The following is a 24,095-nucleotide window of genomic DNA, read 5'->3' as shown; positions in this document are numbered from 1 at the left end:
CTCACTCCAGCCGCGCGTCTCGCACCTCGACGTGGCCGCGGTCGCCCTCCCACACCGCGTCGTACTCGAACTCGATCCGGCGGTCCATGTGCGGGCCGTCGACGACGTACGTCTCGAACTCGCCGCCCTCGCCGAGGGGGTGGACGCCGTACTCCTCGCGCAGGTCGATCAGTTCCGCGAGCGCGTCGGCGTCGAAGCGCCGCCCCAGCCACGACTCGTCGAGCCCGTAAGCGGCGACCTGCACGATCCGGATCTCGAAGCCGGCGTCGAACATCGCCTCCGCGAGCGCGACCGGGTCCTCGCCCCACAGCGGCGCGAACAGGTCGATCTCGAGGCGGTCGCACATGCCTCGGATCCGGCTGGTCTGGTACTCGCTCTCGACCGCGCCGGCGGTGACCCCGGCGAGGTCGACGTCGTCGTCGGCGGCGACCTCCCGGAGCGCCGCCTCCATCGGCTCCAGCTCGGCGTCGCCCTGCGCGCCCGCGTCGTCGACGTCGTCCGCGCCGAAGTCGTCCGGCGAGACCTCGACGAGGTCGATCCCGACGCTCTCGGCCGCGAGTTCGGCGAGCTCCGTCGCCGGCGTGTGGTACATGTACGAGTCGCCCGCCGGGTGGACGGTCAGGAGCCGCGAGACGTCGAGGCCCTCCTCCAGCGCGCGGTACAGCGCCCACGAGGAGTCCTTCCCGCCCGAGAAGAGGCTCACCCAGTCGTCGGTCATTGGCGGGCAGACGTCCGGAGCGCCTAAAGCGTCGTCGGTCCGCGGCGCGGTCGCTCGCCGCGTGTGGCGTGCGTGAGAACGGTCTCCGCGCCCGGGCCGAGGCGGTCTCAGTCCGAGATGAACTCGTTGTCGCGCCAGTTGACGCCGCCGTCGCCGTCGCCGGCGCCCTGCGGGCTCTCGACGACCTCGATGCTCGCGGGACGCGGCTCACCCTCGACGATCCGCGTCGCTTCGAGCTCGTCCTCCTCCTCCGTGATCGCGGTCAGCGTCCCCTTCTCCGAGAGCTGCGCCAGCTCGCGGAGCACGAGGAACATGGGGTACTGGAGCGCGGAGTTCTGGAGAACGGTCTCGCGATCGCCCTTGAAGCAGGCGAACTCCACGAGCTCGGAGGGGATCTCCTCCTCCTCGTCGTCCATCCACTGGGGGCCGCCGGCGCGGGGCGGCTCCTCTTCCCAGACGCGCGTCTCCGTGACGGACGCCTTCAGCTGGGCGGTCGGCGTGTACTTGCTGATGCTCTCGTCGTCGGACAGGGCCTTGATAATGAGGGTGTTGTTTCGACGCGTGATGTCGATGTCGTCGATCTCCGGCGGGAGGTCGGGGTCTTCTTCGAAGTACGTCTCCACGTCTTCGAGTGGCAGTTCGAGCGTCGAATGAAGTCTGAACACGCGGCCTGTCATTGTTGGTTGGGTGAGATGGGTCGAGACGGTCGGCACGGCGGCACCGGCTGCGTCTACCCTAACTAGGCACCGTAGGTTTATATGGACTGCCCTTCGACTCCCAAGATCGGGCGTCGTCGCGAGCGGGTGCGCTCGCGGCCTACTCGGCGCCGAGCTCGCCGGCCAGCTCGCCGCGCTCCTCCAGCTCTGCCAGCACGTCGCTCCCGCCGACGAACTCGCCGTCGACGAAGGTCTGCGGGATGGTCTCCCAGCCGCTCTCGGCCTCCAGCGCCTCTCGGTAGTGCGGCAGGGCGGGGAGCACGTCGACGGTCTCGAACTCCTCGACGTGCTGGCCGATGAGCTCGACGGCGCGCTTCGAGTAGCCGCACTGGGGCATCAGCCGGTTCCCCTTCATGAACAGGACCACGTCGTTCTCGGCGATGGTCTCGTGAACGCGCGCTTCGATCTCGTCGGGGTCGGCCTCTGACTCGGGCTGGAACGTCATGGGCTTCGATACGCGCCGCCGCGGCAAATGGGTTCCGCACGGGAACGAGAGATCCACGCAGGGCGACGCCTGCGACCGCTCCTCGTCGGGAGCGCTTACTCGTCGCGGTCGACGCGAACGACGTCCACGAGCGAGTACACCGGGACGCCGTCGATCTCGTCGTACCCCTTCTTGTCGACGAGCACGACGCAGGCGACGGGTTCGCCGCCCTGCTCCCGGATCGCGTTGATCGACTCCCGCATCGTCGTCCCCGAGGTGATGATGTCGTCCACGACGTAGCAGTCGCGGTCGCGGATCCCGGCGAAGTTCCGCGAGAACCCGCCGCCCTGCTCGTCGATGTCGCCCTCGTCCCACTGGTGTTTCGCGGGCGCGTACGTGCCGAGGTCGGTGTCGAGCCGGCTCGCGACCGCGGTCGCGAGCGGAGCCCCGGCCTTCTCGATCCCCACCGTCAGGTCGACCTCCTCGCCCTGCTTCGCGAGGAGGTCGGCCATCGCGCTCGCGGCGTAGCCGAGCCGCGTCGAGTCGCGGCCCAGCGCCGACCAGTCGACGTGGATGTCGGTCGTCGTCTCGGCGGCCGCGGTCTCGGCCGCGGCGTTGCCGCCGCCGCCGCGCTCGACGAGCCAGCTCGCGGTCTCACGGGAGACGTTCAGCTCGTCGGCGATCTCTCCCTTCGAGAGACCGTGGTCCGCGAGCTCGGCCGCGCTGTCTATCAGGTCGTCAACGTTCTTCATATGAGCCGAATTCGACCGCCGTTTTAATAGTCGTGTCGTCATCCGCGAACGCGGCCTCGAACTCGTCGAGCCCGTAGACGCCGGTGACCAGATCGTCGAGGAACCCCGCCGAGAACCGCGACAGGGAGTCGACGGCGGCCTCGAAGTGCTCGTAGCCGGAGTTGACGCTCCCGACGAGCGCCTTGTTGTGGAGGACGAACTCGCGGTGGAGCCGGCCGCCGTCGATCTCGAACTCCCAGTCGCCCGGCACGCCGAGCAGCGCGCCCACCCCGTTGGGAGCGAGCGCCTCGATCGTCTCGAAGGCGTGCGGCGCGTGGCCCGTCGCCTCGAAGACGAAGTCCATCGGCTCGTACGCCTCCGGCACCGACGGCACGGGCGTCTCGTTGGAGTTGACGTACGTCGCGCCCAGCGACTCGATGATATCGATCGTCGGGTCCGGGCGCTCCCGGCGACCGAGGCAGTGGATCCGGTCGAAGTCGGCGTCGAGCGCCGCCACCGTGAGCAGCCCGAGGGAGCCGTTGCCCAAGACCAGCGCGGACTCGGGCTCCCAGTGGAACGCCGACCGGCTGGCGAACGCGTGCTCGATCGCCTTCTCCGCGATCGAGATCGGCTCGACGAGGAACCCCCACTCGGCGAGCGCGGGCGGGATCGCGACGAGGAACTCCGCCGGACTGGTGAAGTACTCGGCCATGAACCCGTGCGCGCCGACGATGCCGCGTTCGTGATACCGGCCCTCCGGCGCCATGTCGGGCTCGCCGCGCGCGAAGTACTCGTTCGCGCCGTTGGGGGGACGGCGCACCGTCGGGACGACCACGTCGCCGGCCTCGAACGGCGTGTCGTTCGGGTCCTCGACCACCCCGACCGCCTCGTGACCCAACACGAGGTGGTCCTCGCCCTCGGGCGCCCCGCCGTGCCCGCCGGCGATCACCTCGTGGTCCGTCCCGTCCACGCCGACCCGGAGGGTCCGGACGAGCGCTTCCCCCGGGGCCGGCTCCGGTCGCGGCTTCTCCGTCACGACCGGTTCGTCGGCCCCCTCGTACACGGCTATCGCGTTCATACACCGACCGACGGGGTCAGCAACCAAAAGATTTCTTTTATTGCGAGTAAAGAATGGCTCCGACCGATCGCGGGTTTTTCCTCCTCGTCGTCCGCAACGGCTATCGTGTGTACTCTCGCCCTCGCGTGGCGCGTGTTCGGCGACGCGCCGACCGCGCTCGCCGCCAACCGCGACGAGGCGCTCGACAGGGAGGCCGAACCGCCGGCCGTGCGCGATCCCGCCGGCGACGACGGCGTTCGGTACGTCGCCCCGCGCGACGCCGAGGCCGGCGGGACGTGGATCGGCCTCTCGGAGTCGGGCGTCGCCGTCGCGGTCACCAACCGCTGGCTCGACGCCGACCGCGACGGGGACCGTTCCAGGGGACTCCTCGTGCGGGACTGCCTGGAGGCCGACTCCGCGGAGACCGCGGTGCGTGGGGTCGAGCGCGATCTCGAAGAGCGGTCGTACGACGGGTTCAACCTCGTGATCGCCGACGACGCGGCCGCGTTCCTCCTCTCGTACGACGGCGGGATCGCGGTCACCCGGCTCGACCCCGGCGTCCACGTCGTCGGCAACGTCGGCGGCGTGGTGAACGGCGTCGAGCGGTTCTCGGTGCCGGAGCGTCGCCGGGAGTTCGCCGAGGAGCGCGCCGACAGCGCCCGTCGGATCGCGGCCGAACTGGTCCCCGAGCCGTGCGAGTCGGGCGGGTCGTGGCTCGACCGCGCGAGCGGCGTCCTCGCCGACCACGAGTACGGCGCCTGCCTCCACGGCGACGGGTTCGGGACGCGGTCGTTCACCCGGATCCGCACGAGCGCCGACCCGACTGAGCATGCCGAGTTCGCCTACGCCGACGGCCCGCCCTGCGAGACGCCCGCGGAGCCGGTGTCGCTACCGGCGGAGTTCTGACGGCGGCGGACGGGCGCCCGAGACGGCGATCGCCCCCGATCCCGTCGCGCCCGGAGGCGCCGCGACGGGACGGAAAGCCAGTTTTAAGCGACTCGCGGGCGGGTGTTCGACCATGAGCGTGTCCGAACTCGAGGCCGAGCTGTCGGAGGACGAGCAGGCCGGCCTCGAACTCATCCGCGAGACCGGTGGCATCCACCAGAGCGACTTCTGGAAGGAACTCGACGTCTCCTCACGCAAGGGGAGCCGCATCGCGGAGGCGTTAGAGGAGTCGGGCCTCATCCAGCGGTCCGATACGGTGTACGACGGACACAACACGTACTACTTGGAGCCCGCCCCCCGCGATCTGGACTTTTCGCTGCTGATGGCCGACGACATGCTGTCACCGTTCATCGGCGAGGAGGAGGTCGACCCGCAGGCGGACGCCTTCTCGCAGTGGATGATGAACCTCGCGTACGAGGAGTACTGAGCCGCCGCCGCGTCCAGACGAGCCGGACGCTGACGACGCGGCCGCTTCCTCCTTTTCGACGCCGTTGAAACGCTCAGAGAGCGACGGCTCGGCCCGCTGATCGCGCGTCGTGAGCCGCGTAGTTCGCGGAGCTCACGTCGGTTCGCCGACCTCGTCTCGCACCGTGACGTAGATGAGGAGTCCGAGCAGTCCGGGGACGAGGCCGAACAGAAACAGCAGTCCGATACCGACTCCCCACTGCCACGCCCAGTCGCTCCCGCGGGATTTCGCGTCCCGGTACACCCATCGGCCGACGAGGCCGAAGACGACGAGCAGTACGACGAGGAGTATGAGCAGCTCGGGGCCGCCGGGTACCTGTAACGGTTGGAGGGACACATCCCAACCTGGTGACGGATTAGTTATAAATTTTCTCATACAATTCGAAACCCATCACGCTGAACGCCGACTTCCGTCCGTCCGAAAATAAGAGTCCGACGAAGCCGTTCGTAACTCCCGCTCAGCCGAGCAGGAACGCGAACAGCGCGACCCCGGCCGCGAGCGTTAACAAGAGGACGCTGCGGCCGATCCCGGTTCGGATCTCCACGTCGACGCCGAGCCCCGCGACCGCCGTCCGCGGGTGCATCGCGGTCCGCTTGATCGCCGCGACCAACCGCATCACGGCGCGGTCGACGGCGGCCCACAGCGCCGTGACGCCCCAGATCGACCCCCGCCCGAGGTAGAACGCGGCCGGGTACGTCACCGCGTCGACGTCTCGCATGTGGTGCGCGAGCCAGCCGAGCGGCCGCTTCAGCGCGAAGAAGCCGACGAACCCGGTCACGAGGAGCGCCGCGCTCTCCGTCAGGTGGCTCGCGCTGTACGGCTTGAAGTAGACGTCCTCGCCGAGGATGATTTCCGTGAACGGCATCAGCTCGATCAGCTGGTAGTAGAACACCCCGAAGAAGACGCAGGCGCCGCCGGCGAGGAGCATCCCGGCGGTCTGGAACGCCGTGGCGTCCTTCGGCGACAGCGTCGCCGAACCGTGGAAGAACACGTAGTAGCCGAGCTTGATGAACGACATGAACGTCCCCACGCCGCCGAGGATCAGCAGCCACCACAGCAGCCCCTCGCCGAAGAGGAGTTCGAAGTTGTGGAGCTCGTGGGCGGAGTCGATCACCATCCCCTTCGAGATGAACCCGTTGAATCCCGGGACGGCGGTAATCGAGGCCGCGCCGACGACGTAGACGAGGAACGTGACCGGCATCTCCCGCCAGAGCCCGCCCATGTCCCTGATGTCCTCGACGCCGGTCCGGTAGATCACGACGCCGACGGCCATGAACAGCAGGCTCTTGTACAGCACGTTGTTGAACAGGTGCGCGAAGCCGCCGGTGACGGCGAACTCGCCGACGTACGTCGCGAGCCCGAAGCCGGCCAGCATGTACCCGAGCTGCGCCTGGATGTGGTACGAGAGGAGCCGGCGCGGGTCGTACTGCAGCAGGGCGAAGAACGCCCCGTAGACGGCCATGAACCCGCCGAGGTACGCGAGCCACATGCCGCCCTCGGGGAACGTCCGGTACATCACGTACGCCGCCGTCTTCGTCGTGAAGACGGAGAGGAACACCGACGCCGCCACGTGCGGGCGGGGGTAGGTGTCCGGGAGCCACGTGTGCAGGAAGATGAACCCGCAGTTGACCCCGACCCCGATCGCCGCGAGCAGCGTCGCGCTCGCGTGGATCCCGGTCGTCGACGAGAACAGGAATATCTCGGCGGCCGGCACGCTGCCGAGCATCGACGCGCCGTGGACGACGACCGCGCCGAGGAAGAACGTCCCCCCGATACCGTGGAACAGCGCGTAGCGGTAGCCGGCCCGCACCGCCGCGCCGCCGTACTGCCACACCAGCAGCGTGCTGGTGACGGCCATCAGCTCCCAGAAGAAGATCAGCGTGAGCCAGTCGCCGGCGTATATCGTCCCGAGCGTCGAGGAGACGTACACCAGCGCGAACGCGGTCACCCACGTCGGCGCCTCGGTGCCGTACGCGTACAGCACCGCCGCCGTCGCGAGGAAGCCGACGACCACGCCCATCAGCAGGGAGAACTGGTCGACGTTGAACAGCACCACGTCGAACCCGAACAGCTGCGTCGCGAGGTGGGCCCCCGTGCCGCCGTCGCCGAGCAGCACCGCCTGCGCGAACGTGAACGCCGTCGCCAGCGCGGCCGCCGCGTGGCCGGCGCGGCGCGGGAGGCCGAGCACGAGGAACGCCGCCGCCGCGAGAACGACGTACGGCGGGAGGGAGGTGAGAACCGCGTTCACGGCCGCATCACCTCCTCCGGGAGCCGCGTGTCGACGATGAGCTCGATCAGCTCCAAGAAGCCCATCTCGTAGGGGATCACGCCGAGCAGCACCGCGAGGCTCATCGCGGTGAGGATCGGGCCGAGCGTGAACCACGTCGACTCGCGCCCGCGGAGGGCGTCGAGCCCGTCGATGTGACGCCAGCCGCCCGCGGGCGGGCCGCCGGCGTGGCCGTGGTCGTCGTGGCCGTCGCCGTGTTCACCGTCATCGGTGTGACCCTCGTCGTCACCGCGGCCGGCTTCGACGGCGGCGCCGTCGGTCGGTTCGGCGCGGTCCGCTGCGTCGCCCTCGTCGCGGCGTCCGACGCCGAACGGCACGTCCGCGTCGGAGGGGCGCGAGTCGACCGCGTAGTCGCCGGTGTCGACGCGCTCGGCCGGCTCGGAGAAGTCGCGCTCGCTCGTGTTGAAGTCCGGGCGAACGACGCCCTCCGCGTCGGTCGGGAGGTCGTCGAGCTCCGCGTCGGGGATGTCGGAGTCGTCGGGGACGTCGGCGTCGTCGCTCGGGTCCCCGACCGTCCCGTCGCCCTCGGCGCTCTCGACGACGTCGGCGACCTCGGCGTCGGTGTCGTTGCTCTCGTCTTCGGGGTCGTCGTTCTCGTCCTCCGGTCGCCCCCCGTCGGTCGCCGGCAGCGTCGACCGCGACTCGCCGCCCATCCGGAAGTCGACGAGCGGCTTCGCGTCGTGGGCGTCCTCCGCCTCGAAGAAGGCGGTGTAGATCACCGGCCAGAAGTACGCGATGTTGAGGACGCCCGAGAGCAGGAGCGCGCCCACGAGGTAGTACGCGACCGGGGTCAGTTGGGCGCCCATCCGGATCCCGCCGATCAGCATGTAGTACTTGCTGACGAACCCGGCCAGAAGCGGGATGCCGGCCATCCCGAGCGAGGCGACCGTGAACGCCCCCATCGTCAGGGGCATCCGCTTGCCGATCCCCGCCATCTCCGAGATGTAGTCGGTGTGCGTCGAGACGTGGAGGTTCCCGGCGCAGAAGAACAGGGTGAGCTTCATGAACGCGTGCGCCGGGATGTGCAGCAGCGCACCCACGAGCCCGTACCAGCCGAACAGCCCGAGCCCGAGGATGATGTAGCTCAGTTGGCTCACCGTCGAGTAGGCGAGCCGCTGTTTCAGGTGGTCTTTCCGCAGGGCGATGATGGAAGCCGCCGTCAGCGTGATCGCCCCGATGGTCGATAACACGAGGCCGGCCGAGAAGCCGAACGGGAGCGATAGGTCGAAGACGAGCTCCGGGCCGAAGACGTCGAGGACGACCCGCGAGACACCGAACGCCCCGGACTTGACGACCGCGACCGCGTGGAGGAGCCCGGAGACGGGCGTCGGCGCGACCATCGCCTCGGGGAGCCACTGGTGGAGCGGCATGATCCCGGCCTTCACCCCGAACCCGATCGCCAGGAGGAAGAACGCGAGCATCGCGAGGCCGGGGTCGGCGTTCGCGAGCTCCTGAATGCCGCCGGCGGTGAACGAGACGTTGCCGGCGATCAGGTAGACGAGGGCGGTCCCGGCGAGCACGAGCACGCCGCCGCCGAACATCGTGTACGCGAGGTACTTCCGACCGGCCGAGCGCGCCTCCGGCGTCTCGTCGTGCGCGACGAGCGGGTACGTCGCGATCGAGAGGATCTCGTAGAAGACGAAGATCGTCACGAGGTTGCCCGCGAACGCGATCCCCATCGTCGCCGACAGCGACACCGCGAACGCGGCGAAGTACCGGGTCTGGTTCGTCTCGTCGTTCCCCCGCATGTAGCCGATGCTGTAGAAGGAGGTGACGATCCACAGCCCGCTGGCGAGGAACGCGAACAGCATGCCGAGCGCGTCGGCGCGCAGCGCGAACTCGATCCCGGGGAGGAACGCCCCGAGCGACCACTCGAAGACGGCGCCGTCGAGGACGGCCGGGAGCATCGAGGCGACGATCCCGAACTTCGCGACCGCCGCGGCGATCGTCCACCCCTCGCGGACGTTCGGCGAGCGGTGCGACGCGACGATGAAGAACGCCGCGACGAACGAGACGAGGACGGCCAGTAGGGGACGTGGGTCTGAAATGAAAGCGTCAGTCATGCGAACACCTCCGTGAGGAACGGACCGAACCACTCGGCCAGCGCGAAGCCGGCGAAGCCGAGCGCGACCGTGACGAGCGTCGTGACGACCAGTATCGCCAGCGACGCCGCCGGCACTCGGTCGGGCACCAGCGAGGGCCGTGGCGCGCCCTCCACGGGCGCGACCGGCGCGGCCGCACCCGTATCGTCGGCCGCAGGGTCGTCATCGCGACCGCCATCGGCGGCCACTCCGGCCGGGTCATCGCTCGCGCCGCCCGCGGGGTCGTCGCCGTGGCCGGCCGCCGCCTCCTCTCCGTGGCCGCCCGGGAGCCCGACGCCGGCGAAGTAGAACCGCTCGATCAGCCGCGCGACGTACGACAGCGTGAACAGAGTGCTGACGAAGATCACGGCGGCGACGCCGATCCCGGCCGGCCCGGCGCCGGCCATGCTGGACTCGACGGCGCCGACCCCGATGTACCACTTCCCGAGGAAACCGACCGACGGCGGGATCCCGACGAGCCCGAGCCCGAGCAGGGCGATCGCTCCGGTCGTGAACGGCGCTTCGCGCGCGGCGCTCGCGGCGTCCTCGATCCGACGGACGCCGTAGCCGAGCGCGAGGGTCCCGATCCCGAGGAACAGCCCGAACTTCAGGAGGCCGTGCCCCACGAGGTGGACGATCCCGCCGAGCAGCGCGGTCTCGTTCGCTAACGCGATCGCGGCCCCGATCATCCCGAACTGCGCGACCGAGGAGTACGCGAACATCCGCTTGAGGTCGGACTGCATCGCGGCGAGCACCGAGCCGGCGAGGATAGACGCCCCGGAGACGACGAGCATCGCCGTCGTGATCGCGTCGTTCGCGGCGAGGAAGTCGACGGTGAAGACGGTGTACGTCACCCGGATCAGCGCGTACGCGCTCGTCGTCGACACGAGCGCCGCCACGACCGCCGTGACGGCGTCCGGCGCGCGCTGGTAGGCGTCCGGCTGCCAGGTGTGGACCGGGAACAAGGCGATCTTCAGCGCGAGCCCGGCCACGATCAGCGCGTAGCTCGCCTGGATCAGCGGGTCGCCGTACCCCGCCTGCGCGACGATCTGCTCGCGCATGTCGACCATGTTCAGCGTCCCCGTCGCGAGGAACGCGTAGCCGACGCCGACCAGGTACAGCGAGGCGCCAACCGTCCCGACCACGAGGTACTTCAGCGAGGCGTACGCGCTCGCCCCCGAGCGGTCGGCGGCGATGAGCGCGTACGTCGTGATCCCGACGATCTCGAGGAAGACGAACATGTTGAACAGGTCGCCCGTGAGCGCCATTCCCGAGAGCCCCCCGACCAGCAGCAGGTACGCGCTGTAGAACGCGTTCCCGCGGGGACCGGCCACCCGAGAGAACGCGAGCGTCGCCAGCGACACGACCGCGATCAGCGCGAGCACCGCGGCCGACAGCTCGTCCGCCACCAGCTCGATTCCGATCGGCGGCTGGTAGGTGCCGAGCGCGTGGCTGAACCGTCCGCCGATCGCGACCTCGGCGACGATCGCGGCCGCGGTCCCGACCACCGCGGTCGTCGCGACCGCCGCGATCGGCCAGCCGATGTCGTCGTACCGCAGTCCGAGCGCGATCGGCAGCGTCGCCGCCACGATCGGGACGGCGATCGCCAGCGGGAGGAGCACGTCAGTCATCGCTCGCACCTCCGTCGGCCGCGCCGTCGTCGCCGGCGACGGACGGGAGCGACCCCTCGTCCCGCATCAGGTCGCGAAGGGTGTCGGTGCGGAGCGTTCCGTACTCGTCGTAGATCCGGATGCAGAGTGCGAGCCCCACGGCGGTGAGGCTTACGCCGACGACGATGGCGGTGAGCACGATCACGTGCGGGAGCGGGCTGACGAACGTCTTCGTCGCCGCCTCGCCGGAGTGGACGATCGGGATCGATCCGCCCTCGACGTAGGCAGAGGCGATGAATAGCAGGAATATCGCCGTCTGGAACAGGTTGAGTCCGATGATCTTCTTCACGAGGTGGGGGTTTGCTATCATCATGTAGAGACCGACGCAGAGCAGCAGCGCGAACGTGAGGTAGGCGTGACGGGTCGTGAATACCTCGAACACACCCGCGGACGCGACCGCGGCGTCGATTCCGGCGGCCGCGACGGTAGCGGTCGCTGTCATCGCTCACCTCCGTCGGCCGCCGGAGTGCGATCCGATCCCGAGGGGCCGAGGTCGCCGCCGACGCCGTCGGCGTCGTTCGCGGCGGTCCCGGTCTCGTCGGTCGCGTCTTCCTCGCTCTCGTCTTCTCCGCCCTCGCCGAAACCGGTCCCCTCCGAGGCGAACCCCCTCGCGAGCAGGAAGAACAGCCCCATGAGCACGCCGGTCACGATGGTCGCGATGCCGAAGACCTCGACGCTCTCCAGCCCGTACTTCACCGGGATCGGCAGCAGGTCGTACTGGAGGAACGCGCCGCCGCGCGCCACCGGGATCAGTCCGATGCCCGCGAACGCCAGCGCGCCGCCGACCGCGAGCGCGACGACGACGGTGTTGGCGAGCCAGTCGCGCGTCGCCTCGATCCCGAAGGCGAACGCGATCATGAACACCACGGCGGCCATGATCGCGCCGCCTTGGAACCCGCCGCCCGGCGACCCGGCGCCGTGGAAGGTGATGAACAGCCCGTAGGTGAACGCGAATGGCGCCACGATCTTCACCGTCGGCATGATCACTTGGCTCTCCGTGTACGGCGTGCCCTGGCGCCGGTCGGAGTCGTACCGGCCGGACCGGGAGCGGGCGCGGTGCGGCGGGACGTCGTCGGCGTCGCCCTCGTCGACCGCCCCCGCGTCGGCTTCGGCGCTCGTCTCGTTCGGGGCGGCGTCGCGGACGGCCTCCTCGTCGGGGCGAACGTCGCTCATGCGAACACCTCTCGGTGGAGCACGATGAGGGCCGCGATCCCGCCGGCGAAGACGACGACCCCCTCGCCGAACGTGTCGAACCCGCGGAACGCCGCCAGCACCGCCATCACGGTGTTGTCGACGCCGGTCTGCGCGTACGACTCGCTGAGGTACCACTGCGTCACGTCCGGGTTCGACCAGACGGGGGCGTCCGGCGAGCCGACGGCCGGCACGTCGCCCATCGTGAGCAGGAGTCCCCCGAACAGCAGCCCGACCGCGCCGACGGCCGGGACGTTCACCGACTCGAAGGCGACGTCGTGGTCGATCCGCGTCGTCTTCGCGAGCGTCAAGAGGAGGAGGACGGTGGTCACGCCGGCTGAGATCGCCGCCTCCGTCAGCGCGACGTCCGGCGCGCGGTAGAAGGTGTACAGCGCGGCCATCCCGAGGCTGTACGCGCCGAACACGATGACCGCCGCGAGCACGTCGCGCGCCAGCGCCGTCGCGAGCGCCGTCAGCACTACGAACGCGAGCAGACTCCCCTCGACGGCGGTGACCTGGGCGGGTACGGGCGCCGCCGGTGTGACTGCCGGGAGGAGGTTGCCGGCCGCCGCGGCGAGGAGGCTCGTCCCCGTCATCGGCGATCGTCCCCCTCGGTCCACGGCACGATTCCCTCCTCGAAGGCCGCCCGGGAGATCGCGTGGGCGGCCGTCGGGTTCGTCACGAAGATGAAGAACAGCAGGAGCACCGATTTGAAGCCGGCTCCCTCCCACCCGACGGCGAGCGCGACGGCGGCGAGCCCGAACCCGGCGCCGAGCGTGTCCGCCTGCGAGGCGGTGTGCGCCCGAGAGTACACGTCGGGCAACCGGAGCACGCCGACCATCGAGACGAAGCTGAAGAACAGCCCGAGCAGCGTGAACGCGACGATCAGCCCGACGCGGACCGTCCCGAGCGTGCCGAGCGTCTCGATCACAGGACACCACCTCGCTCGACAGTGAACTTCGAGATGGCGATCGCCATCAGGAAGTTCAACAGCGCGTACACTAAGGCGATGTCGAGGAACGTCGGCTCCGAGAGCGCCGCGGCCAGGATCGCGAGGATGACGACCGTGTTCGTCCCGAGGACGTTCACCGCGAGCACCCGGTCCTGCATCGTCGGCCCCTTCACCGCACGGTACAGCATCCCGATCGCGAGCACGACGAACCCGGCGGCCGCGAGGAGCAGGAAGTCGCCGACCGTGTATCCGGCGACGACCGTGGCGTCGACGAGCGTCACGCGTCGGTCACCCCCTCGTCACCGGTGCCGGACTCGGCGTCCGCCGCCGCTTCCGGCCCGGCGTCATCGCCGGTCGCTCCGCCGTCCGCGGCGGCGATCGGCAGTTCCTCGGTCGCGTCGGGACCCTGCAGAATCGCGTGGTCGTCGCGCTCGCGGGGGGTCGGCAGGCGGGCCGCCGAGCGCCCGTAGTAGACGAACCGCGTCCAGCGCTCCAGCGAGCCGTCGAACAGCCCCTCGCGGGCCCACGGGAGCAGCGAGTGGACGTACAGGTCGCTGTCGCGGGCGCGGACCGTCAGCGTCCCGGGCGTCAGCGTGATCGAGTTCGCGAGCGTCATCAGCGGGAGCCCGCTGCCGACGATCACGCGGACCCGGTTCAGCGTCGGATCGATCGGGAGCCGCGGGTCCAGTATCACGCGGGCCACCACCAAGTTCGCCACGACGATCTCGTACAGCAGGACGGGGACGTATATCGCGCCGCGGACCAGCCGCTGGGGCGTCCGCGGGATCGCCGGGTCGGCGTCGAAGCTGATCCGCGAGAGGGTGATCGAGACGATCGTCGCGGTCGCGACGCCGGTCACCCAGTCGAACCAGTAGAGCGGGTCGCCGAGCACGAAGTAGAACGCCAGCGAGAGCCCGAACATCGCCGCGAACCGCACGCCCGTCGCCTCGCTCCGGAGCCGTTCCGGCCGGGTCGGGCGCCCCACCGGGGCCGTCCGGACGGACAGGGAGGTGTTCGAGAGCGCGAACTCCAGCGGCTGGAGCAGCGTCGTGTTGCCGACCGGCGTGTACTCGGGATCGAGCACCACCGTGTCCGCGCCGTGCTCCCCGGCGTACTCGGCGAGCACCTCGACGTAGTCCTCCGGACCGAACAGGTACTCGTCGGCGCCGATCAGCGCCGAGACGACCGTCACGTCGTCGCCGGTGTCGCCGTCGGCGTCGTCGAGGTCCGCCTCCGCCCACGCCGACACCCGTTCGAGGACGCGCCGGGCCTCGGCGCTGCGGTCGTCGGAGCCCGGGTCGCCGTCGCGCCACGAGGCGATCTCCACGAAGTGGATCGCGTCGAACTCGCCGTCCGCCGCGGCCTCGGCGACGTGCGAGACCGTCGCGCGGAGGGTCGGCGACGGTTCGACGGGGACGACGACCGTCGATCGCGGCGTCGGGCCGGCGTCGTTCGTGACGGGTCCGCCGGCGTCGTCGGCGTCAGCCACCCACCACACCTCCGACGGGTTCGGGGTCCACCGTCTCTATGCACATGGGAATCTCTATCGGGATCCTTTCCCTACCGCCTCAAAACAGTTTGTATCCCAGCCGATATCGAACGAATTGCCGGCTCCGCCGTCGGCGATGTCACGGCCGAGCGCGGCCGTTACGCGTTCGAACGCCGCCCGAGCGCGACCGAGAGTCGGTCGGCGATCCGCCCGGCCACGTCGTCTTTCGAGCCGACCGCCGCCTCCGGCTCCGTCCCCTCGCCGCCGACGAGGAGGACCCGCGTCTCGTCGTCGCCCATCACGCCCGCGTCGTTGGCGACCACGAACGCGAGGTCGACGCGGTCGCGGATCCGCTCTGCCTCCGCGATCATCGCCGCGTCGTCGCCCGACGTCTCGGCCTTGAACCCGACGATCGGTAGGTCGGGGTACGCCTCCCGCACCGAGTCGATGAGCTTCGGCGTCGGCCGGAGGTCCACGGAGAGCGGCGACCCAGACCGGATCTTCTGGTCGACCGCGTCGGCGGTGAAGTCGGAGATGGCCGCCGCCGAGACCAGCGCGTCCGCCGTGGCCGCCGTCTGTCGGCACGCCCGCATCATCTCGTCGGCGGTCTCGACGGCGACGACGTCGGCGTAGGGGACGTCCGGGCCGTCCTGCACGAGCGTCACCTTCGCGCCGCGGACGTAGAGCGCACGGGCGACCGCCCGCACCGTCTTCCCCGACGCCCGGTTCGTCAGGATCCGGATCGGGTCGATACGCTCCTTCGTCGCCCCGGCGGTCACGACCACGTGCGCGCCCGAAAGCGAGTCCGGGGTCGTCGCGCGGGCGACCTCGGTGACGATCTCCGCCTCGTCGGCGACCTTCGCCTTCCCCTCCTCGATCCGGGGGTCCGCGAACGTCACGTCCCACGCCTCCAGGCGGTCGAGCGCCTCCAGCACGCCCGGGTGGTCGTACATCGGCTCGTGCATCGCCGGCGCCATCACGACCGGCACGTCCGCGCCGAGCGCGGTCGTCGCGCAGGTCGTCACGGGCGTGTCGTCGATCGCGGCCGCGACCTTCCCGGCGGTGATGGCGGTCGCGGGCGCGAGCAGGAGCACGTCGGCCCACCCGTCGCGGCCGCACAGCTCCACGTGTTCGACGTCGCCGGTGATCTCGGTGACGACGGGCTCGTCGGTCGCGAAGTCGACCGCCCACGGGTGGACGATGTTCGTCGCCGCCGGAGACATGACGGCGCGCACGCTCGCGCCCTGCCGGCGCAGCTCGTGAGCGAGTTCGACGACCTTCACCGCCGCGATGCTCCCCGAGACGCCGAGCGCGACGTTGACCCCCCGTAGCATTACCGAGACCGTTCCGCCCCCGGCGGCTTATAAGATGCCGTTGCGGAACGGGTTCCGCGTCGACGGCTCACCGCGTCTCTGCGTGAATTGCTTATAAACTGATCTGCGGTGGCGCGCGCCTCCGAGTGGCCGAAAGGCCACGAGGAGCGCGTGCGAGGGACGCGGTGAGCGCTCGAAGAGCGCGAACCGCGAGGTTGGGGAGGCGTGAGGTGCGGTGCTGTGCGGTGCGGGGAGGGACTCAAAGGGGCAGCCGCGAGGCGGGCGCAGGCGACGGAAGCACCGCAACGAGGGAGCGAACGAAGTGAGCGACCGAGTGAGGAGCACAGCGAGCGTGCGCCCGCCTCGCGGCTGGGGCTTTGGAGGCGTTCACCGTCGATCCGTTACTAACGATTTATAAGCGAGCGGCTGGGGCTTCGGAGGCGTTCACCGTCGACCCGTCGTCGACAATTTATAACCGAACGACGTCTCCGACGCTCTCTCGCTCGACACCTCCTCACGCCCCGTATCGGCCGAACCTATTCAGGCGTCGCTCCCGTACGTCGACTCGATGAAGGTGGGGCTCATCTCGGACGTCCACGCGAACCTCCCGGCGCTCGAAGCGGTCCTCGACGACATGCCCGCGGTCGACCGGATCGTCTGCGCCGGCGACGTGATCGGGTACAACCCGTGGCCGGCCGAGTGCGTCGAGCGCGTGCGCGAAGTCGCGGCGATGACGGTCAGGGGGAACCACGACCGCACCGTCGAGTCCCCCGAACGCTACCGCGCGAACCGCATGGCCGAGGCCGGGCTCGAACACGCGAAAGCGACGCTCTCCGACGACCAGCTCGCGTGGCTCGACGGGCTCCCGCGCGCCGAGACGTTCGCGGGCGGGCGGTACCTGCTGGTCCACTCGCACCCGGCGGCCGGGCGCGAGGACGCCTACGTCTACCCCGAGGAGTTCCCGAACCTGGACCGCCACATGGGCGACTACGACGGGATCGTCCTCGGGCACACGCACGTGCAGGGGAAGCGGTCGGTCGCCGGCGGCGTCGTCGTCAATCCCGGCAGCGTCGGCCAGCCGCGCGACGGCGACCCGGCCGCCGGGTACGCCGTGCTTGACGCGGCGACGGACGACGTCACGCTCGAACGGGTCCCGTACGACGTCGACCGCGTGAGCGAGGCGATCGCCGACGCCGGGCTCCCGGAGCGCACCGCCGAGCGACTGTATCAGGGGAAGTGAGGTCCGGACGGGCCGGCCGCCCCGGAGGGATCGCCCCGCGTCACGGCCAGAGCCCGACGAGGAGCAGGACGTTCCGCGCGGCGGTCGCGAGCGAGAGGAGACCGACGCCGGCGCACATCAGCGTCGCGACGAGCCGCCGGGTCCCGCCCGCGACCGCGACGGGGATCCCGATGACGACCATCCCCGCGGCCTTGGTGAGGAGCATCCCGGGAACGAGTCCGAAGGCGGCGATGAGGGCGGCGCCGACCGGGGAGCCCTCGACGTACTGGCCGCCGCCGATCGCGACGTACGTGGACGCCACGTCGGCGGCGACTCCGACGGCGAGGAGGACGAGAGCGGCGGCGAGTCGCGATGGCACTGGCACACCGGAGGCGACGGATCATAATAAGCTTCCGGGGGTCCCGCGTATTCGGGCGACTCGAACCGGGTAAGCGATGCCTACCGGGCTGGCCGCGGACCGCGCACAGCACGACGCCATTTAAACCGACGCGTCGCCTACTACCGGTAATGAGTTCGTCCGACGACGAGTACGAGATCGCTGTGGTCGGCGGCGGGCCGGCCGGGCTGACGACCGCGCTGTACGGGGCCCGACTGGGCCACGAGACGGTGCTCATCGACAGGGGCGGCGGCCGCGCGGCGATGATGGCGGACACCCACAACGTGATCGGGATCACCGAGGAGACCTCCGGCAACGAACTCCTCGCGACCGGCCGCGAGCAGGTCCAGTCGTACGGCGGCACCTTCGAGCGCGGCTTCGTCACCGACGCGGTCGAGACCGACGACGGCCGCTTCCGGCTGACGACGAGCGACGCCGAGATCGTCGCGGACCGCGTCGTCCTCGCGACCGGGTTCTCCGACGAGCGCCCCGACCCGCCGCTCCCGCGGAACGCGAAGGGGCTCCACTGGTGTCTCCACTGCGACGCGTACATGTTCGTCGACGAGCCGGTGTACGTGATGGGCCACGGCGAGGCGGCGGCCCACGTCGCGATGATCATGCTGAACGTGACCGACGACGTGGACCTCCTGACCCGCGGCGCGGAGCCGACGTGGAGCGAGGAGACGGCGGCCCGACTGGAGGCCCACCCGGTTGACGTCGTCCACGAGGACGTCGCCGGCGTCGAGAACGACCCCGACTCCGGCTGGCTGGAGGCGATGGAGTTCGAGGACGGGACCCGCCGCGAGTACCGCGGCGGCTTCCCGATGTACGGCTCCGACTACAACACCGCGCTCGCGGAGGGACTCGGCTGTGACCTCACGGATGGCGGCGAGGTCGACGTCGACGACCACGGCCGCACGAGCGTCGACGGCGTCTACGCGGTCGGCGACGTGACGCCCGGTCACAATCAGGTCCCCGTCGCGATGGGACAGGGCGCGAAGGCCGGGATCGCGCTCCACAAGGAGCTCCGCGAGTTCCCGCGCTCGACGGAGGAGATCGCCCGCGACGGCCCCGTCGACGCCGACGAGGTACCCGCCATCTCCCCCGACCTCATGGCGACCGCGGTCGCCCACGAGGGACACGCCGGCGGCCCGCGCGAGGACCCGGGCCGCGAGGTCGAGCCCGAGGCGACCGCGGCCGACGACGACTGAGTCGGTTCGGCCGGGGCTCCCCGGGGGCGACCGGGGCTCCCCGGAGGTCCCCGAGGCTCCCCGGAGGTCCCCGAGGCTCCCGTGGCTCCTCGGAGGTTCCCGTGAAGAGTCGTCGCTCGGGAGCCCGCGATACCGATCCTTTTTGATCCGCAGCACCGGACGGCCAGTATGGGAACTATCGACGCGGACTTCGCCGACGAGACGGTCGTGGTCACGGGCGGATCGAGCGGCATCGGCCGCGCGGTCGCGACCGCGTTCGGCGACGCGGGCGCGACCGTGATCAACGCCGACGTCCGGAAGGATCCGAAGGACGTCGGCGCCGAGACGCCGACGCACGAGGCCATCGAGGAGCGCGGCGGGATCGCGACGTTCGTCGAGACCGACGTCTCCGACCCCGCCCAGATCGAGACGGTGGTCGAGGCGGCCCGCGAGTTCGGCGGGGTCGACGTGATGGTGAACAACGCCGGCGTCCACCGCAGCCGCGAGTTCCTCGACGTCACCCCGGAAGACTTCGATTTCGTCCACGGCGTCAATCTCAAGGGCGCGTTCTTCGGCACGCAACTGGCGGCACGGGACATGATCAATCGCGGCGCCGAGGGAACGATCGTGAACACGTCGTCGACGACGGCCGAGCGCGCGGAGCGCGATCACTCGCACTACGCGGCGACGAAGGGCGGCATACAGATGCTCACCCGAAGCGCGGCGCTCGAACTCGACGGCTACGGGATCAGGGTGAACGCGGTCGCGCCGGGGCCGATCGCCACCGAGATCCGGGAGGGCTGGGCCGACGAGGCGCGCGACATCGACGGATCCGGCGGCCTCCCGTCCCGCGCCGGCACGCCCGCGGACCTGCGTGACGCGTACCTCTACCTCGCCTCCGAGGGGGCGAGCTACGTGACCGGCGAGACGGTCTGGGTCGACGGCGGAGCGAGTCTGTGATCCGCGCCCGAGCGGCGCCGGGTCGACGCGCGGTCGGCGGGCCTCTACCCCGCTCGAACGCCGCCTGACCGCGCGTCTGAGCGGCTCTCGTCCGGCGGCCGTCGACGGGATCAAACTCTTGTCCGGGAGGGTCCAACGCGGAAGTGATGAGCGCCACCTCCCCGCTGTCCGGGCCGCTGCTCTCCACGGAACAGACCCTCTGGGTGCTGATCGCCGCCGGGTGGTTCGTCATCGGCGGCGTCGCCCTAGTCGACGGGCGGCGGCTGTTCGGGGCCGCGTGGCTCCTCCTCGGGCTCGGGAGCGCCTATCGGATCTTCAGGACTGACTGAGCGGGTCGCGTAGACACCGGCGGGTCGCGGAACACAACGTATAGGCCGATCGCGGTCCGACATCGAGACATGCAGTGGTCCTCCGAGCGCAGCGGTTCCCTCCGGTGGGCGGGGCGGTCGCTCGCCGGACTCGTCGGCGCGATCCTGTGTCTCGACGTGCTGCTCCTGCTGGTCCCGGCGTCCGGCGGAACGGTAGAGGCGGTTCGAGTGATCCTCGCGGTCGCCGCGGCCCTGACGGTGCCGCTCGCCGTGGGGCTCGGCCTCGCGTACAGACCGATCTACGCGATCGGTGGCCTGCTGGCGGCGCCGCTCGTCGCGGTGTACGTCGTGTCCGGGCTGTTGCTCCCGTGGAATCAGCTCGCGTTCTACGCGGGTCAGCGGACGCTCGAAGCGTTGCTGGCCGTCCCGGCGGTCGGCGACCGGCTCGCCGCGGCCGCTTTCGGCGGCTTTACACTGTCGCAGCGGTCGCTCCGACTCGCGTTTCGCTACCACTACGCCGTCGTCGGGCTCGTCGCCGCGCTCGGTGGAGGCGTCTACGTCGCGGAAACTCGACGGGCGACCGGCGAGTGAGCGGTTCGACGGCGTCGTCCCTCGAGACGATGCGAGGGAATCGATCGAGAGATATGCGCCCGCGCGAAAGACGAGCGTCCCGACGCGTCCGAGAGCGGCGAGCCCGCTCGGTTCGTCGGGTCGACAGGAGCGAGGGTGCGTCCGTTACGGGGCCCGGAAATCCGAACGCATTAAGTGCCACGGGGGTCGGATGAGGCGGTCACCCGACCCGTGTACGCGGACCGCCGCGGGCTGTCGTCAGCGCGAGAGGTCGCCGACCGTGTAGTTCACCCTCACTTTCCCCGGATGTCGATGACGCTCGCCGTACCCGGCGCTCACGTCGACTCGTCGCTGAATTTCGACAACACCCGCGAAGCGATCGTATCCAAGGTGACGAGCGCCACGTTCACGTAGAGTCCGACTAAGAACGCGAGGCCGGAAATGAGTCCGGTGGCCGTCGTAGCGCTGTCGGTGAAGAGGAACGAGAACATGTAGAGACCCGCTGCCAGCAACAGCGCCGCGGGCACGCGGATGCCATTCTGCAGGAGGGAGAGGAGACTCCTGTCGAACTCTCTGAACAGCGTCGTGAAGAGGTAGCCCAGCGACCCCAGCAACGCGTACAGGTAGACGTACGACGGAACCGGCTCCGCGACCGGCCCCACGAACGGGAGTACGTTCTCGCCGAGCGATGTGACGACGCCGATAGCGAGCAGCACCAGTCCGAGTCCGAACAACAGGAGACTTCGACGGTCGCGGTACCAACGGGGTTCGTCGGGTCGTCTTCCCGCGGGGAGGATACTGAACGGTTCATCGTCCGTTGTCGCTGCCGACTCGCCGTTGCTTTCCTCGGTCAAGCTAAGCAACTGTTTGGCGACCGTCCCGAGGACCTGATAAACGCGCTCCACGTAGAAGCCCGCAACGAAAGCGAGCCCGGCGAATATCGCGTCCGGTGAAGCGAGAGTAAAGGAGAGTGCGTCGTCCACCGCGCCGTGAGCGAGATAGATCCCCGCGGCCAGACAGAGCGCCCCAACCGGACGGAGTCCCAAGCGCACGACTTGGATCCACGACCGGTGAACGTACGCCACGTCGTCCGTGTCCGGGTCGACGTCGGTGACGAAAGCGAGGAGGGACCTGGCCATCGCTCCGAAGAATCCGTACAGGTACACGTCGAACGGAACGCCGACACCCTCCGCGATCAAGTTCAGGCTCTCTATTGAGGCAGCGACGGCCGAAAGCGTGAGGAGGACGCCGCTCACGACGATCGCTTGTCCGACGGATACACTGTACCACGTGTTCGCGTACGCCTCGACCTTCCTCAGTTTGCCCGCCTCTTCGACGTCCTGATCGACTGGTCCGCTCTCCTCGCTCTCGGTCGCGCCGTTCCCCTCAGTATAGGTTGCCATATGCTAACATGTTACGTAATAACATAACAAATTTCTTCTCGAAAACATGAATGAATTGACGAAGCGACCATCGGCGGTAGCCGGTGGTATGCTGCGGATGGACGCTGCTTCGACTCGTATCGACGTGCGGCCCAGTGTCGTAGAAACGTGGCCAGCGATTGTGAAGAGGGGTTACAAATTAATGATATGAGGTTATTGGTAACAAATGTTAGTGTCAGCGGACGAGCAACCAGACCGGCTCACAACACGATATGTCGAACGTCACGATTCGGCAGCCCGTCAGGGCGGCCGAGCTCACCGAACTCGATAGCACACCCGAGGACGACGGCGGTCTGACGGAGGCCGAACCCGCCGACGTGTTCCCCCAGTCGGTAGCCAGCGGTGGTCCGACCCCGGAGTCGGTCATCCTCTGGACTCGAATCAATCCCGAGCGATACGACCCGTCGGAATCGCTGTGCCTCGAGGTCGCGACTGACCCGTCTTTCGAAGACGACCCCAGGGTATTCGAGTTCGACGGCCCGGGGGTCAAACCGCCCGACAACTACACCGTTCGCGTCGACCTCGATCACGACGCCGTCGACGCGGACTCGGTCTATTACTATCGGTTCGTCTACCGCGGAGTACGGAGCAACACCGGTCGGTGTCGGACGCTGCCGGCCGAGGACGGCGAACCCGAGTCAGTTCGGTTCGGAGTGCTGAACTGTCAGGACTACCAGAACGGCTACTTCGGCGCGATGGCGCGGCTCGCGGAGACGGACGTCGACTTCGTGTTGCATCTCGGCGACTACATCTACGAACACGTCGCCGAGGGCGACCCGGGGGGCGTCGGTGGCCCGTACCCGGACCGACGGATCGAGCTCCCGGACAGCGGCACGCGCCCGATGAGTCTCGACGACTTCCGGCGCATCTACGAGACGTACAAGACCGATCGCCACCTCCAGCGACTTCACGAGCGCCACACCGTGATTCAGACGTGGGACGATCACGCCATCGCCAACGACCGGTACTGGGACTACGACGCCGGCGCACCGGTGTTCCCCGACCACCCGTGCGGCGACGTCCCGGAGTTCACGCGGTACCTCACCGCCGTCGGGATCCAAGCGTGGTGGGAGTTCGTCCCCGGACGCATCGAGTACGACCCGAGCGCGGACCGCCTTCACGAGTCGTTCGACCTGTATCGGAGCCTGCGGTTCGGCGACCTCGTCACGCTCGCGCTGACGGACGAGCGGCTTTTCAGAAGCGAACCGCGGTCGTGGCCGGCGGAGCTGCTCGACCCGTGGTCCGAGCCGGACACCTCGCGGACGATGCTCGGGGAGGCCCAGCGCGGGTGGCTGCGCGAGACCTTCCGCGAGAGCGAGACGGTGTGGACGGCGTGGGCCAACGCGGTGCTGTTCAAACGACTCTACTTCCTGGGCAAGGGGTTCATCTTCTGGGAAGACGCCTGGAGCGGGTTCGAGTCCGAACGACGGGAGATCGTCGACACCCTCACGGCGGTCCGAGAACGGGGTGACACGAACGTCGTGACGCTGACCGGGGACATGCACATGACGCTGGCCGCTCGCCTCCGGAACGAACGACAGGGCGACACGCCGGTCGGCGTCGAGTTCATGACGCCGAGCGTGACGAGCGTCAATCCCCGCGAAAGAGCCACCGAGATCGGGCAGCGGGTCGGACTGGGACGCGAGTTCGGACGGTTCGTCTCGTGGCTCGACAGGAGCGTGTCGACGTCGCGGGCGGCCGACTACCTGTCCGCTACCGGATTCCTCCCGGAGTTCGCGCTCTCCGACGGCTCCCACTGGGGGTTTTCCGTCATCACGTTCTCGCGCGAGTCCTGTCGATGGGACGTGTACTGGGTGGACAAGACGGACGATTCGGCGACCAGCGAGTGCCGGTCGGCCTATCGCGTTTCCGTCCCGGCGGGCGAGTATACGATTCACGAACGTCGTGAAGCGGGTCCAGGTCCTGACGGCGATGCGATCGGTACTGAGCGAAGCAACCCCGACTGATA

Annotated in this window: 26 protein-coding genes; 8 read left to right on the top strand and 18 right to left on the bottom strand. The window is 69.4% G+C overall.

The annotated features are described in order from the left end of the window. Position 1 precedes the first annotated feature (1 nt). From DJ82_RS11460 to DJ82_RS11440, 5 genes are all read right to left on the bottom strand, one after another. Positions 2–718, bottom strand: coding sequence for a diphthine--ammonia ligase (locus tag DJ82_RS11460; RefSeq protein ID WP_094581844.1), 717 nt, complete (start codon positions 716–718; stop codon positions 2–4). 107 nt (positions 719–825) lie between these two features. Beyond that, entirely contained in the window at positions 826–1,395 is a 570-nt protein-coding gene (locus DJ82_RS11455) for a hypothetical protein (RefSeq protein ID WP_094527214.1), read from the bottom strand. Between the two features lie 139 nt (positions 1,396–1,534). Next, positions 1,535–1,879: a glutaredoxin gene (locus tag DJ82_RS11450; protein ID WP_094558303.1), complete on the bottom strand. Its 345-nt coding sequence runs from the start codon at positions 1,877–1,879 to the stop codon at positions 1,535–1,537. A 95-nt stretch (positions 1,880–1,974) separates the two neighbouring features. Further along, complete coding sequence (gene gfcR / locus DJ82_RS11445; protein WP_094558304.1) at positions 1,975–2,610, bottom strand: transcriptional regulator GfcR; 636 nt, start codon at positions 2,608–2,610, stop codon at positions 1,975–1,977. Continuing rightward, positions 2,597–3,667: a glucose 1-dehydrogenase gene (locus DJ82_RS11440; RefSeq protein ID WP_094523849.1), complete on the bottom strand. Its 1,071-nt coding sequence runs from the start codon at positions 3,665–3,667 to the stop codon at positions 2,597–2,599. The genes gfcR and DJ82_RS11440 overlap by 14 nt, the downstream gene beginning before the upstream one ends. A 105-nt stretch (positions 3,668–3,772) precedes the next feature. Here DJ82_RS11440 and DJ82_RS11435 point away from each other — a divergent pair, with 105 nt between their 5' ends. After that, positions 3,773–4,552 (top strand): NRDE family protein, encoded by a 780-nt coding sequence (locus DJ82_RS11435; RefSeq protein WP_094581843.1) that lies wholly within the window; start codon positions 3,773–3,775, stop codon positions 4,550–4,552. A gap of 112 nt (positions 4,553–4,664) precedes the next feature. Further along, positions 4,665–5,018, top strand: a complete 354-nt coding sequence (locus tag DJ82_RS11430; protein ID WP_094523851.1) for a MarR family transcriptional regulator — start codon at positions 4,665–4,667, stop codon at positions 5,016–5,018. A 132-nt stretch (positions 5,019–5,150) separates the two neighbouring features. Here the strand turns inward: DJ82_RS11430 and DJ82_RS11425 are convergent, their stop codons facing one another. The 11 genes from DJ82_RS11425 to coaBC all read right to left on the bottom strand — a co-directional run bounded on the left by DJ82_RS11425 (position 5,151) and on the right by coaBC (position 16,061). Continuing rightward, on the bottom strand, positions 5,151–5,393 hold the full coding sequence (locus DJ82_RS11425; protein WP_241881504.1) for a hypothetical protein: 243 nt from the start codon (positions 5,391–5,393) through the stop codon (positions 5,151–5,153). Positions 5,394–5,514: 121 nt separating this feature from the next. After that, positions 5,515–7,305 (bottom strand): Na(+)/H(+) antiporter subunit D, encoded by a 1,791-nt coding sequence (locus tag DJ82_RS11420; protein ID WP_094527218.1) that lies wholly within the window; start codon positions 7,303–7,305, stop codon positions 5,515–5,517. Beyond that, on the bottom strand, positions 7,302–9,407 hold the full coding sequence (locus DJ82_RS11415; protein ID WP_094581842.1) for a cation:proton antiporter: 2,106 nt from the start codon (positions 9,405–9,407) through the stop codon (positions 7,302–7,304). Before DJ82_RS11415 ends, DJ82_RS11420 begins: the two co-directional genes overlap by 4 nt. Next, complete coding sequence (locus DJ82_RS11410; protein WP_094523855.1) at positions 9,404–11,056, bottom strand: proton-conducting transporter membrane subunit; 1,653 nt, start codon at positions 11,054–11,056, stop codon at positions 9,404–9,406. The genes DJ82_RS11415 and DJ82_RS11410 overlap by 4 nt, the downstream gene beginning before the upstream one ends. Then, on the bottom strand, positions 11,049–11,537 hold the full coding sequence (locus DJ82_RS11405; RefSeq protein WP_094523856.1) for a cation:proton antiporter subunit C: 489 nt from the start codon (positions 11,535–11,537) through the stop codon (positions 11,049–11,051). Before DJ82_RS11405 ends, DJ82_RS11410 begins: the two co-directional genes overlap by 8 nt. Next, the gene (locus DJ82_RS11400) at positions 11,534–12,268 is read right to left on the bottom strand and encodes an MnhB domain-containing protein (RefSeq protein WP_094523857.1); all 735 of its coding nucleotides are present in this window, start codon (positions 12,266–12,268) and stop codon (positions 11,534–11,536) included. Before DJ82_RS11400 ends, DJ82_RS11405 begins: the two co-directional genes overlap by 4 nt. After that, the gene (locus DJ82_RS11395; RefSeq protein ID WP_094581841.1) at positions 12,265–12,882 is read right to left on the bottom strand and encodes a DUF4040 domain-containing protein; all 618 of its coding nucleotides are present in this window, start codon (positions 12,880–12,882) and stop codon (positions 12,265–12,267) included. The genes DJ82_RS11400 and DJ82_RS11395 overlap by 4 nt, the downstream gene beginning before the upstream one ends. Next, positions 12,879–13,214 (bottom strand): monovalent cation/H(+) antiporter subunit G, encoded by a 336-nt coding sequence (gene mnhG / locus DJ82_RS11390; protein ID WP_198948057.1) that lies wholly within the window; start codon positions 13,212–13,214, stop codon positions 12,879–12,881. The genes DJ82_RS11395 and mnhG overlap by 4 nt, the downstream gene beginning before the upstream one ends. Continuing rightward, on the bottom strand, positions 13,214–13,519 hold the full coding sequence (locus tag DJ82_RS11385) for a cation:proton antiporter (RefSeq protein WP_094523859.1): 306 nt from the start codon (positions 13,517–13,519) through the stop codon (positions 13,214–13,216). The genes mnhG and DJ82_RS11385 overlap by 1 nt, the downstream gene beginning before the upstream one ends. Beyond that, the gene (locus tag DJ82_RS11380; protein WP_094581840.1) at positions 13,516–14,736 is read right to left on the bottom strand and encodes a monovalent cation/H+ antiporter subunit E; all 1,221 of its coding nucleotides are present in this window, start codon (positions 14,734–14,736) and stop codon (positions 13,516–13,518) included. Before DJ82_RS11380 ends, DJ82_RS11385 begins: the two co-directional genes overlap by 4 nt. Before the next feature lie 149 nt (positions 14,737–14,885). Next, positions 14,886–16,061 (bottom strand): bifunctional phosphopantothenoylcysteine decarboxylase/phosphopantothenate--cysteine ligase CoaBC, encoded by a 1,176-nt coding sequence (coaBC, locus tag DJ82_RS11375; RefSeq protein ID WP_094581839.1) that lies wholly within the window; start codon positions 16,059–16,061, stop codon positions 14,886–14,888. A gap of 547 nt (positions 16,062–16,608) precedes the next feature. On the opposite strand from coaBC, the gene DJ82_RS11365 reads away from it, so the two are divergent. Continuing rightward, positions 16,609–17,280 carry a metallophosphoesterase gene (locus tag DJ82_RS11365; protein WP_094523862.1) on the top strand — a complete coding sequence of 224 codons (672 nt, stop codon included), beginning with the start codon at positions 16,609–16,611 and terminating at the stop codon, positions 17,278–17,280. Positions 17,281–17,320: 40 nt separating this feature from the next. Here the strand turns inward: DJ82_RS11365 and DJ82_RS11360 are convergent, their stop codons facing one another. Then, positions 17,321–17,638: a hypothetical protein gene (locus DJ82_RS11360; RefSeq protein WP_094523863.1), complete on the bottom strand. Its 318-nt coding sequence runs from the start codon at positions 17,636–17,638 to the stop codon at positions 17,321–17,323. A 149-nt stretch (positions 17,639–17,787) separates the two neighbouring features. On the opposite strand from DJ82_RS11360, the gene DJ82_RS11355 reads away from it, so the two are divergent. The 4 genes from DJ82_RS11355 to DJ82_RS11340 all read left to right on the top strand — a co-directional run bounded on the left by DJ82_RS11355 (position 17,788) and on the right by DJ82_RS11340 (position 20,705). After that, positions 17,788–18,867: an NAD(P)/FAD-dependent oxidoreductase gene (locus DJ82_RS11355; protein WP_094523864.1), complete on the top strand. Its 1,080-nt coding sequence runs from the start codon at positions 17,788–17,790 to the stop codon at positions 18,865–18,867. A gap of 168 nt (positions 18,868–19,035) precedes the next feature. Then, positions 19,036–19,806 carry an SDR family NAD(P)-dependent oxidoreductase gene (locus tag DJ82_RS11350; RefSeq protein WP_094581837.1) on the top strand — a complete coding sequence of 257 codons (771 nt, stop codon included), beginning with the start codon at positions 19,036–19,038 and terminating at the stop codon, positions 19,804–19,806. A gap of 146 nt (positions 19,807–19,952) precedes the next feature. Beyond that, positions 19,953–20,135 carry a hypothetical protein gene (locus DJ82_RS11345; protein WP_094526946.1) on the top strand — a complete coding sequence of 61 codons (183 nt, stop codon included), beginning with the start codon at positions 19,953–19,955 and terminating at the stop codon, positions 20,133–20,135. 69 nt (positions 20,136–20,204) lie between these two features. Next, positions 20,205–20,705, top strand: a complete 501-nt coding sequence (locus DJ82_RS11340) for a hypothetical protein (RefSeq protein WP_094581836.1) — start codon at positions 20,205–20,207, stop codon at positions 20,703–20,705. Positions 20,706–21,019: 314 nt separating this feature from the next. Here the strand turns inward: DJ82_RS11340 and DJ82_RS11335 are convergent, their stop codons facing one another. Next, positions 21,020–21,940 carry a hypothetical protein gene (locus tag DJ82_RS11335; RefSeq protein WP_158217303.1) on the bottom strand — a complete coding sequence of 307 codons (921 nt, stop codon included), beginning with the start codon at positions 21,938–21,940 and terminating at the stop codon, positions 21,020–21,022. A 398-nt stretch (positions 21,941–22,338) separates the two neighbouring features. On the opposite strand from DJ82_RS11335, the gene DJ82_RS11330 reads away from it, so the two are divergent. Next, positions 22,339–24,093 (top strand): alkaline phosphatase, encoded by a 1,755-nt coding sequence (locus DJ82_RS11330; protein ID WP_094581835.1) that lies wholly within the window; start codon positions 22,339–22,341, stop codon positions 24,091–24,093. The last annotated feature ends 2 nt before the right edge of the window (positions 24,094–24,095 follow it).

Origin of the sequence: Halorubrum sp. Ib24 (assembly GCF_002252745.1) — an archaeon.
Lineage (GTDB): Archaea > Halobacteriota > Halobacteria > Halobacteriales > Haloferacaceae > Halorubrum.
This window is presented reverse-complemented; position numbering and strand designations above follow the sequence as displayed.

What these genes read in the sequence shown, in the direction of transcription:
- DJ82_RS11410 (WP_094523855.1), bottom strand. Translation starts at nt 11,056, where the DNA reads ATGACTGACGTGCTCCTCCCGCTGGCGATCGCCGTCCCGATCGTGGCG.
- DJ82_RS11405 (WP_094523856.1), bottom strand. Translation starts at nt 11,537, where the DNA reads ATGACAGCGACCGCTACCGTCGCGGCCGCCGGAATCGACGCCGCGGTC.
- DJ82_RS11365 (WP_094523862.1), top strand. Translation starts at nt 16,609, where the DNA reads ATGAAGGTGGGGCTCATCTCGGACGTCCACGCGAACCTCCCGGCGCTC.
- DJ82_RS11450 (WP_094558303.1), bottom strand. Translation starts at nt 1,879, where the DNA reads ATGACGTTCCAGCCCGAGTCAGAGGCCGACCCCGACGAGATCGAAGCG.
- coaBC (WP_094581839.1), bottom strand. Translation starts at nt 16,061, where the DNA reads ATGCTACGGGGGGTCAACGTCGCGCTCGGCGTCTCGGGGAGCATCGCG.
- DJ82_RS11415 (WP_094581842.1), bottom strand. Translation starts at nt 9,407, where the DNA reads ATGACTGACGCTTTCATTTCAGACCCACGTCCCCTACTGGCCGTCCTC.
- DJ82_RS11355 (WP_094523864.1), top strand. Translation starts at nt 17,788, where the DNA reads ATGAGTTCGTCCGACGACGAGTACGAGATCGCTGTGGTCGGCGGCGGG.
- DJ82_RS11350 (WP_094581837.1), top strand. Translation starts at nt 19,036, where the DNA reads ATGGGAACTATCGACGCGGACTTCGCCGACGAGACGGTCGTGGTCACG.
- DJ82_RS11400 (WP_094523857.1), bottom strand. Translation starts at nt 12,268, where the DNA reads ATGAGCGACGTTCGCCCCGACGAGGAGGCCGTCCGCGACGCCGCCCCG.
- DJ82_RS11330 (WP_094581835.1), top strand. Translation starts at nt 22,339, where the DNA reads ATGTCGAACGTCACGATTCGGCAGCCCGTCAGGGCGGCCGAGCTCACC.
- gfcR (WP_094558304.1), bottom strand. Translation starts at nt 2,610, where the DNA reads ATGAAGAACGTTGACGACCTGATAGACAGCGCGGCCGAGCTCGCGGAC.
- DJ82_RS11345 (WP_094526946.1), top strand. Translation starts at nt 19,953, where the DNA reads ATGAGCGCCACCTCCCCGCTGTCCGGGCCGCTGCTCTCCACGGAACAG.
- DJ82_RS11440 (WP_094523849.1), bottom strand. Translation starts at nt 3,667, where the DNA reads ATGAACGCGATAGCCGTGTACGAGGGGGCCGACGAACCGGTCGTGACG.
- DJ82_RS11430 (WP_094523851.1), top strand. Translation starts at nt 4,665, where the DNA reads ATGAGCGTGTCCGAACTCGAGGCCGAGCTGTCGGAGGACGAGCAGGCC.
- DJ82_RS11340 (WP_094581836.1), top strand. Translation starts at nt 20,205, where the DNA reads ATGCAGTGGTCCTCCGAGCGCAGCGGTTCCCTCCGGTGGGCGGGGCGG.
- DJ82_RS11455 (WP_094527214.1), bottom strand. Translation starts at nt 1,395, where the DNA reads ATGACAGGCCGCGTGTTCAGACTTCATTCGACGCTCGAACTGCCACTC.
- DJ82_RS11460 (WP_094581844.1), bottom strand. Translation starts at nt 718, where the DNA reads ATGACCGACGACTGGGTGAGCCTCTTCTCGGGCGGGAAGGACTCCTCG.
- DJ82_RS11395 (WP_094581841.1), bottom strand. Translation starts at nt 12,882, where the DNA reads ATGACGGGGACGAGCCTCCTCGCCGCGGCGGCCGGCAACCTCCTCCCG.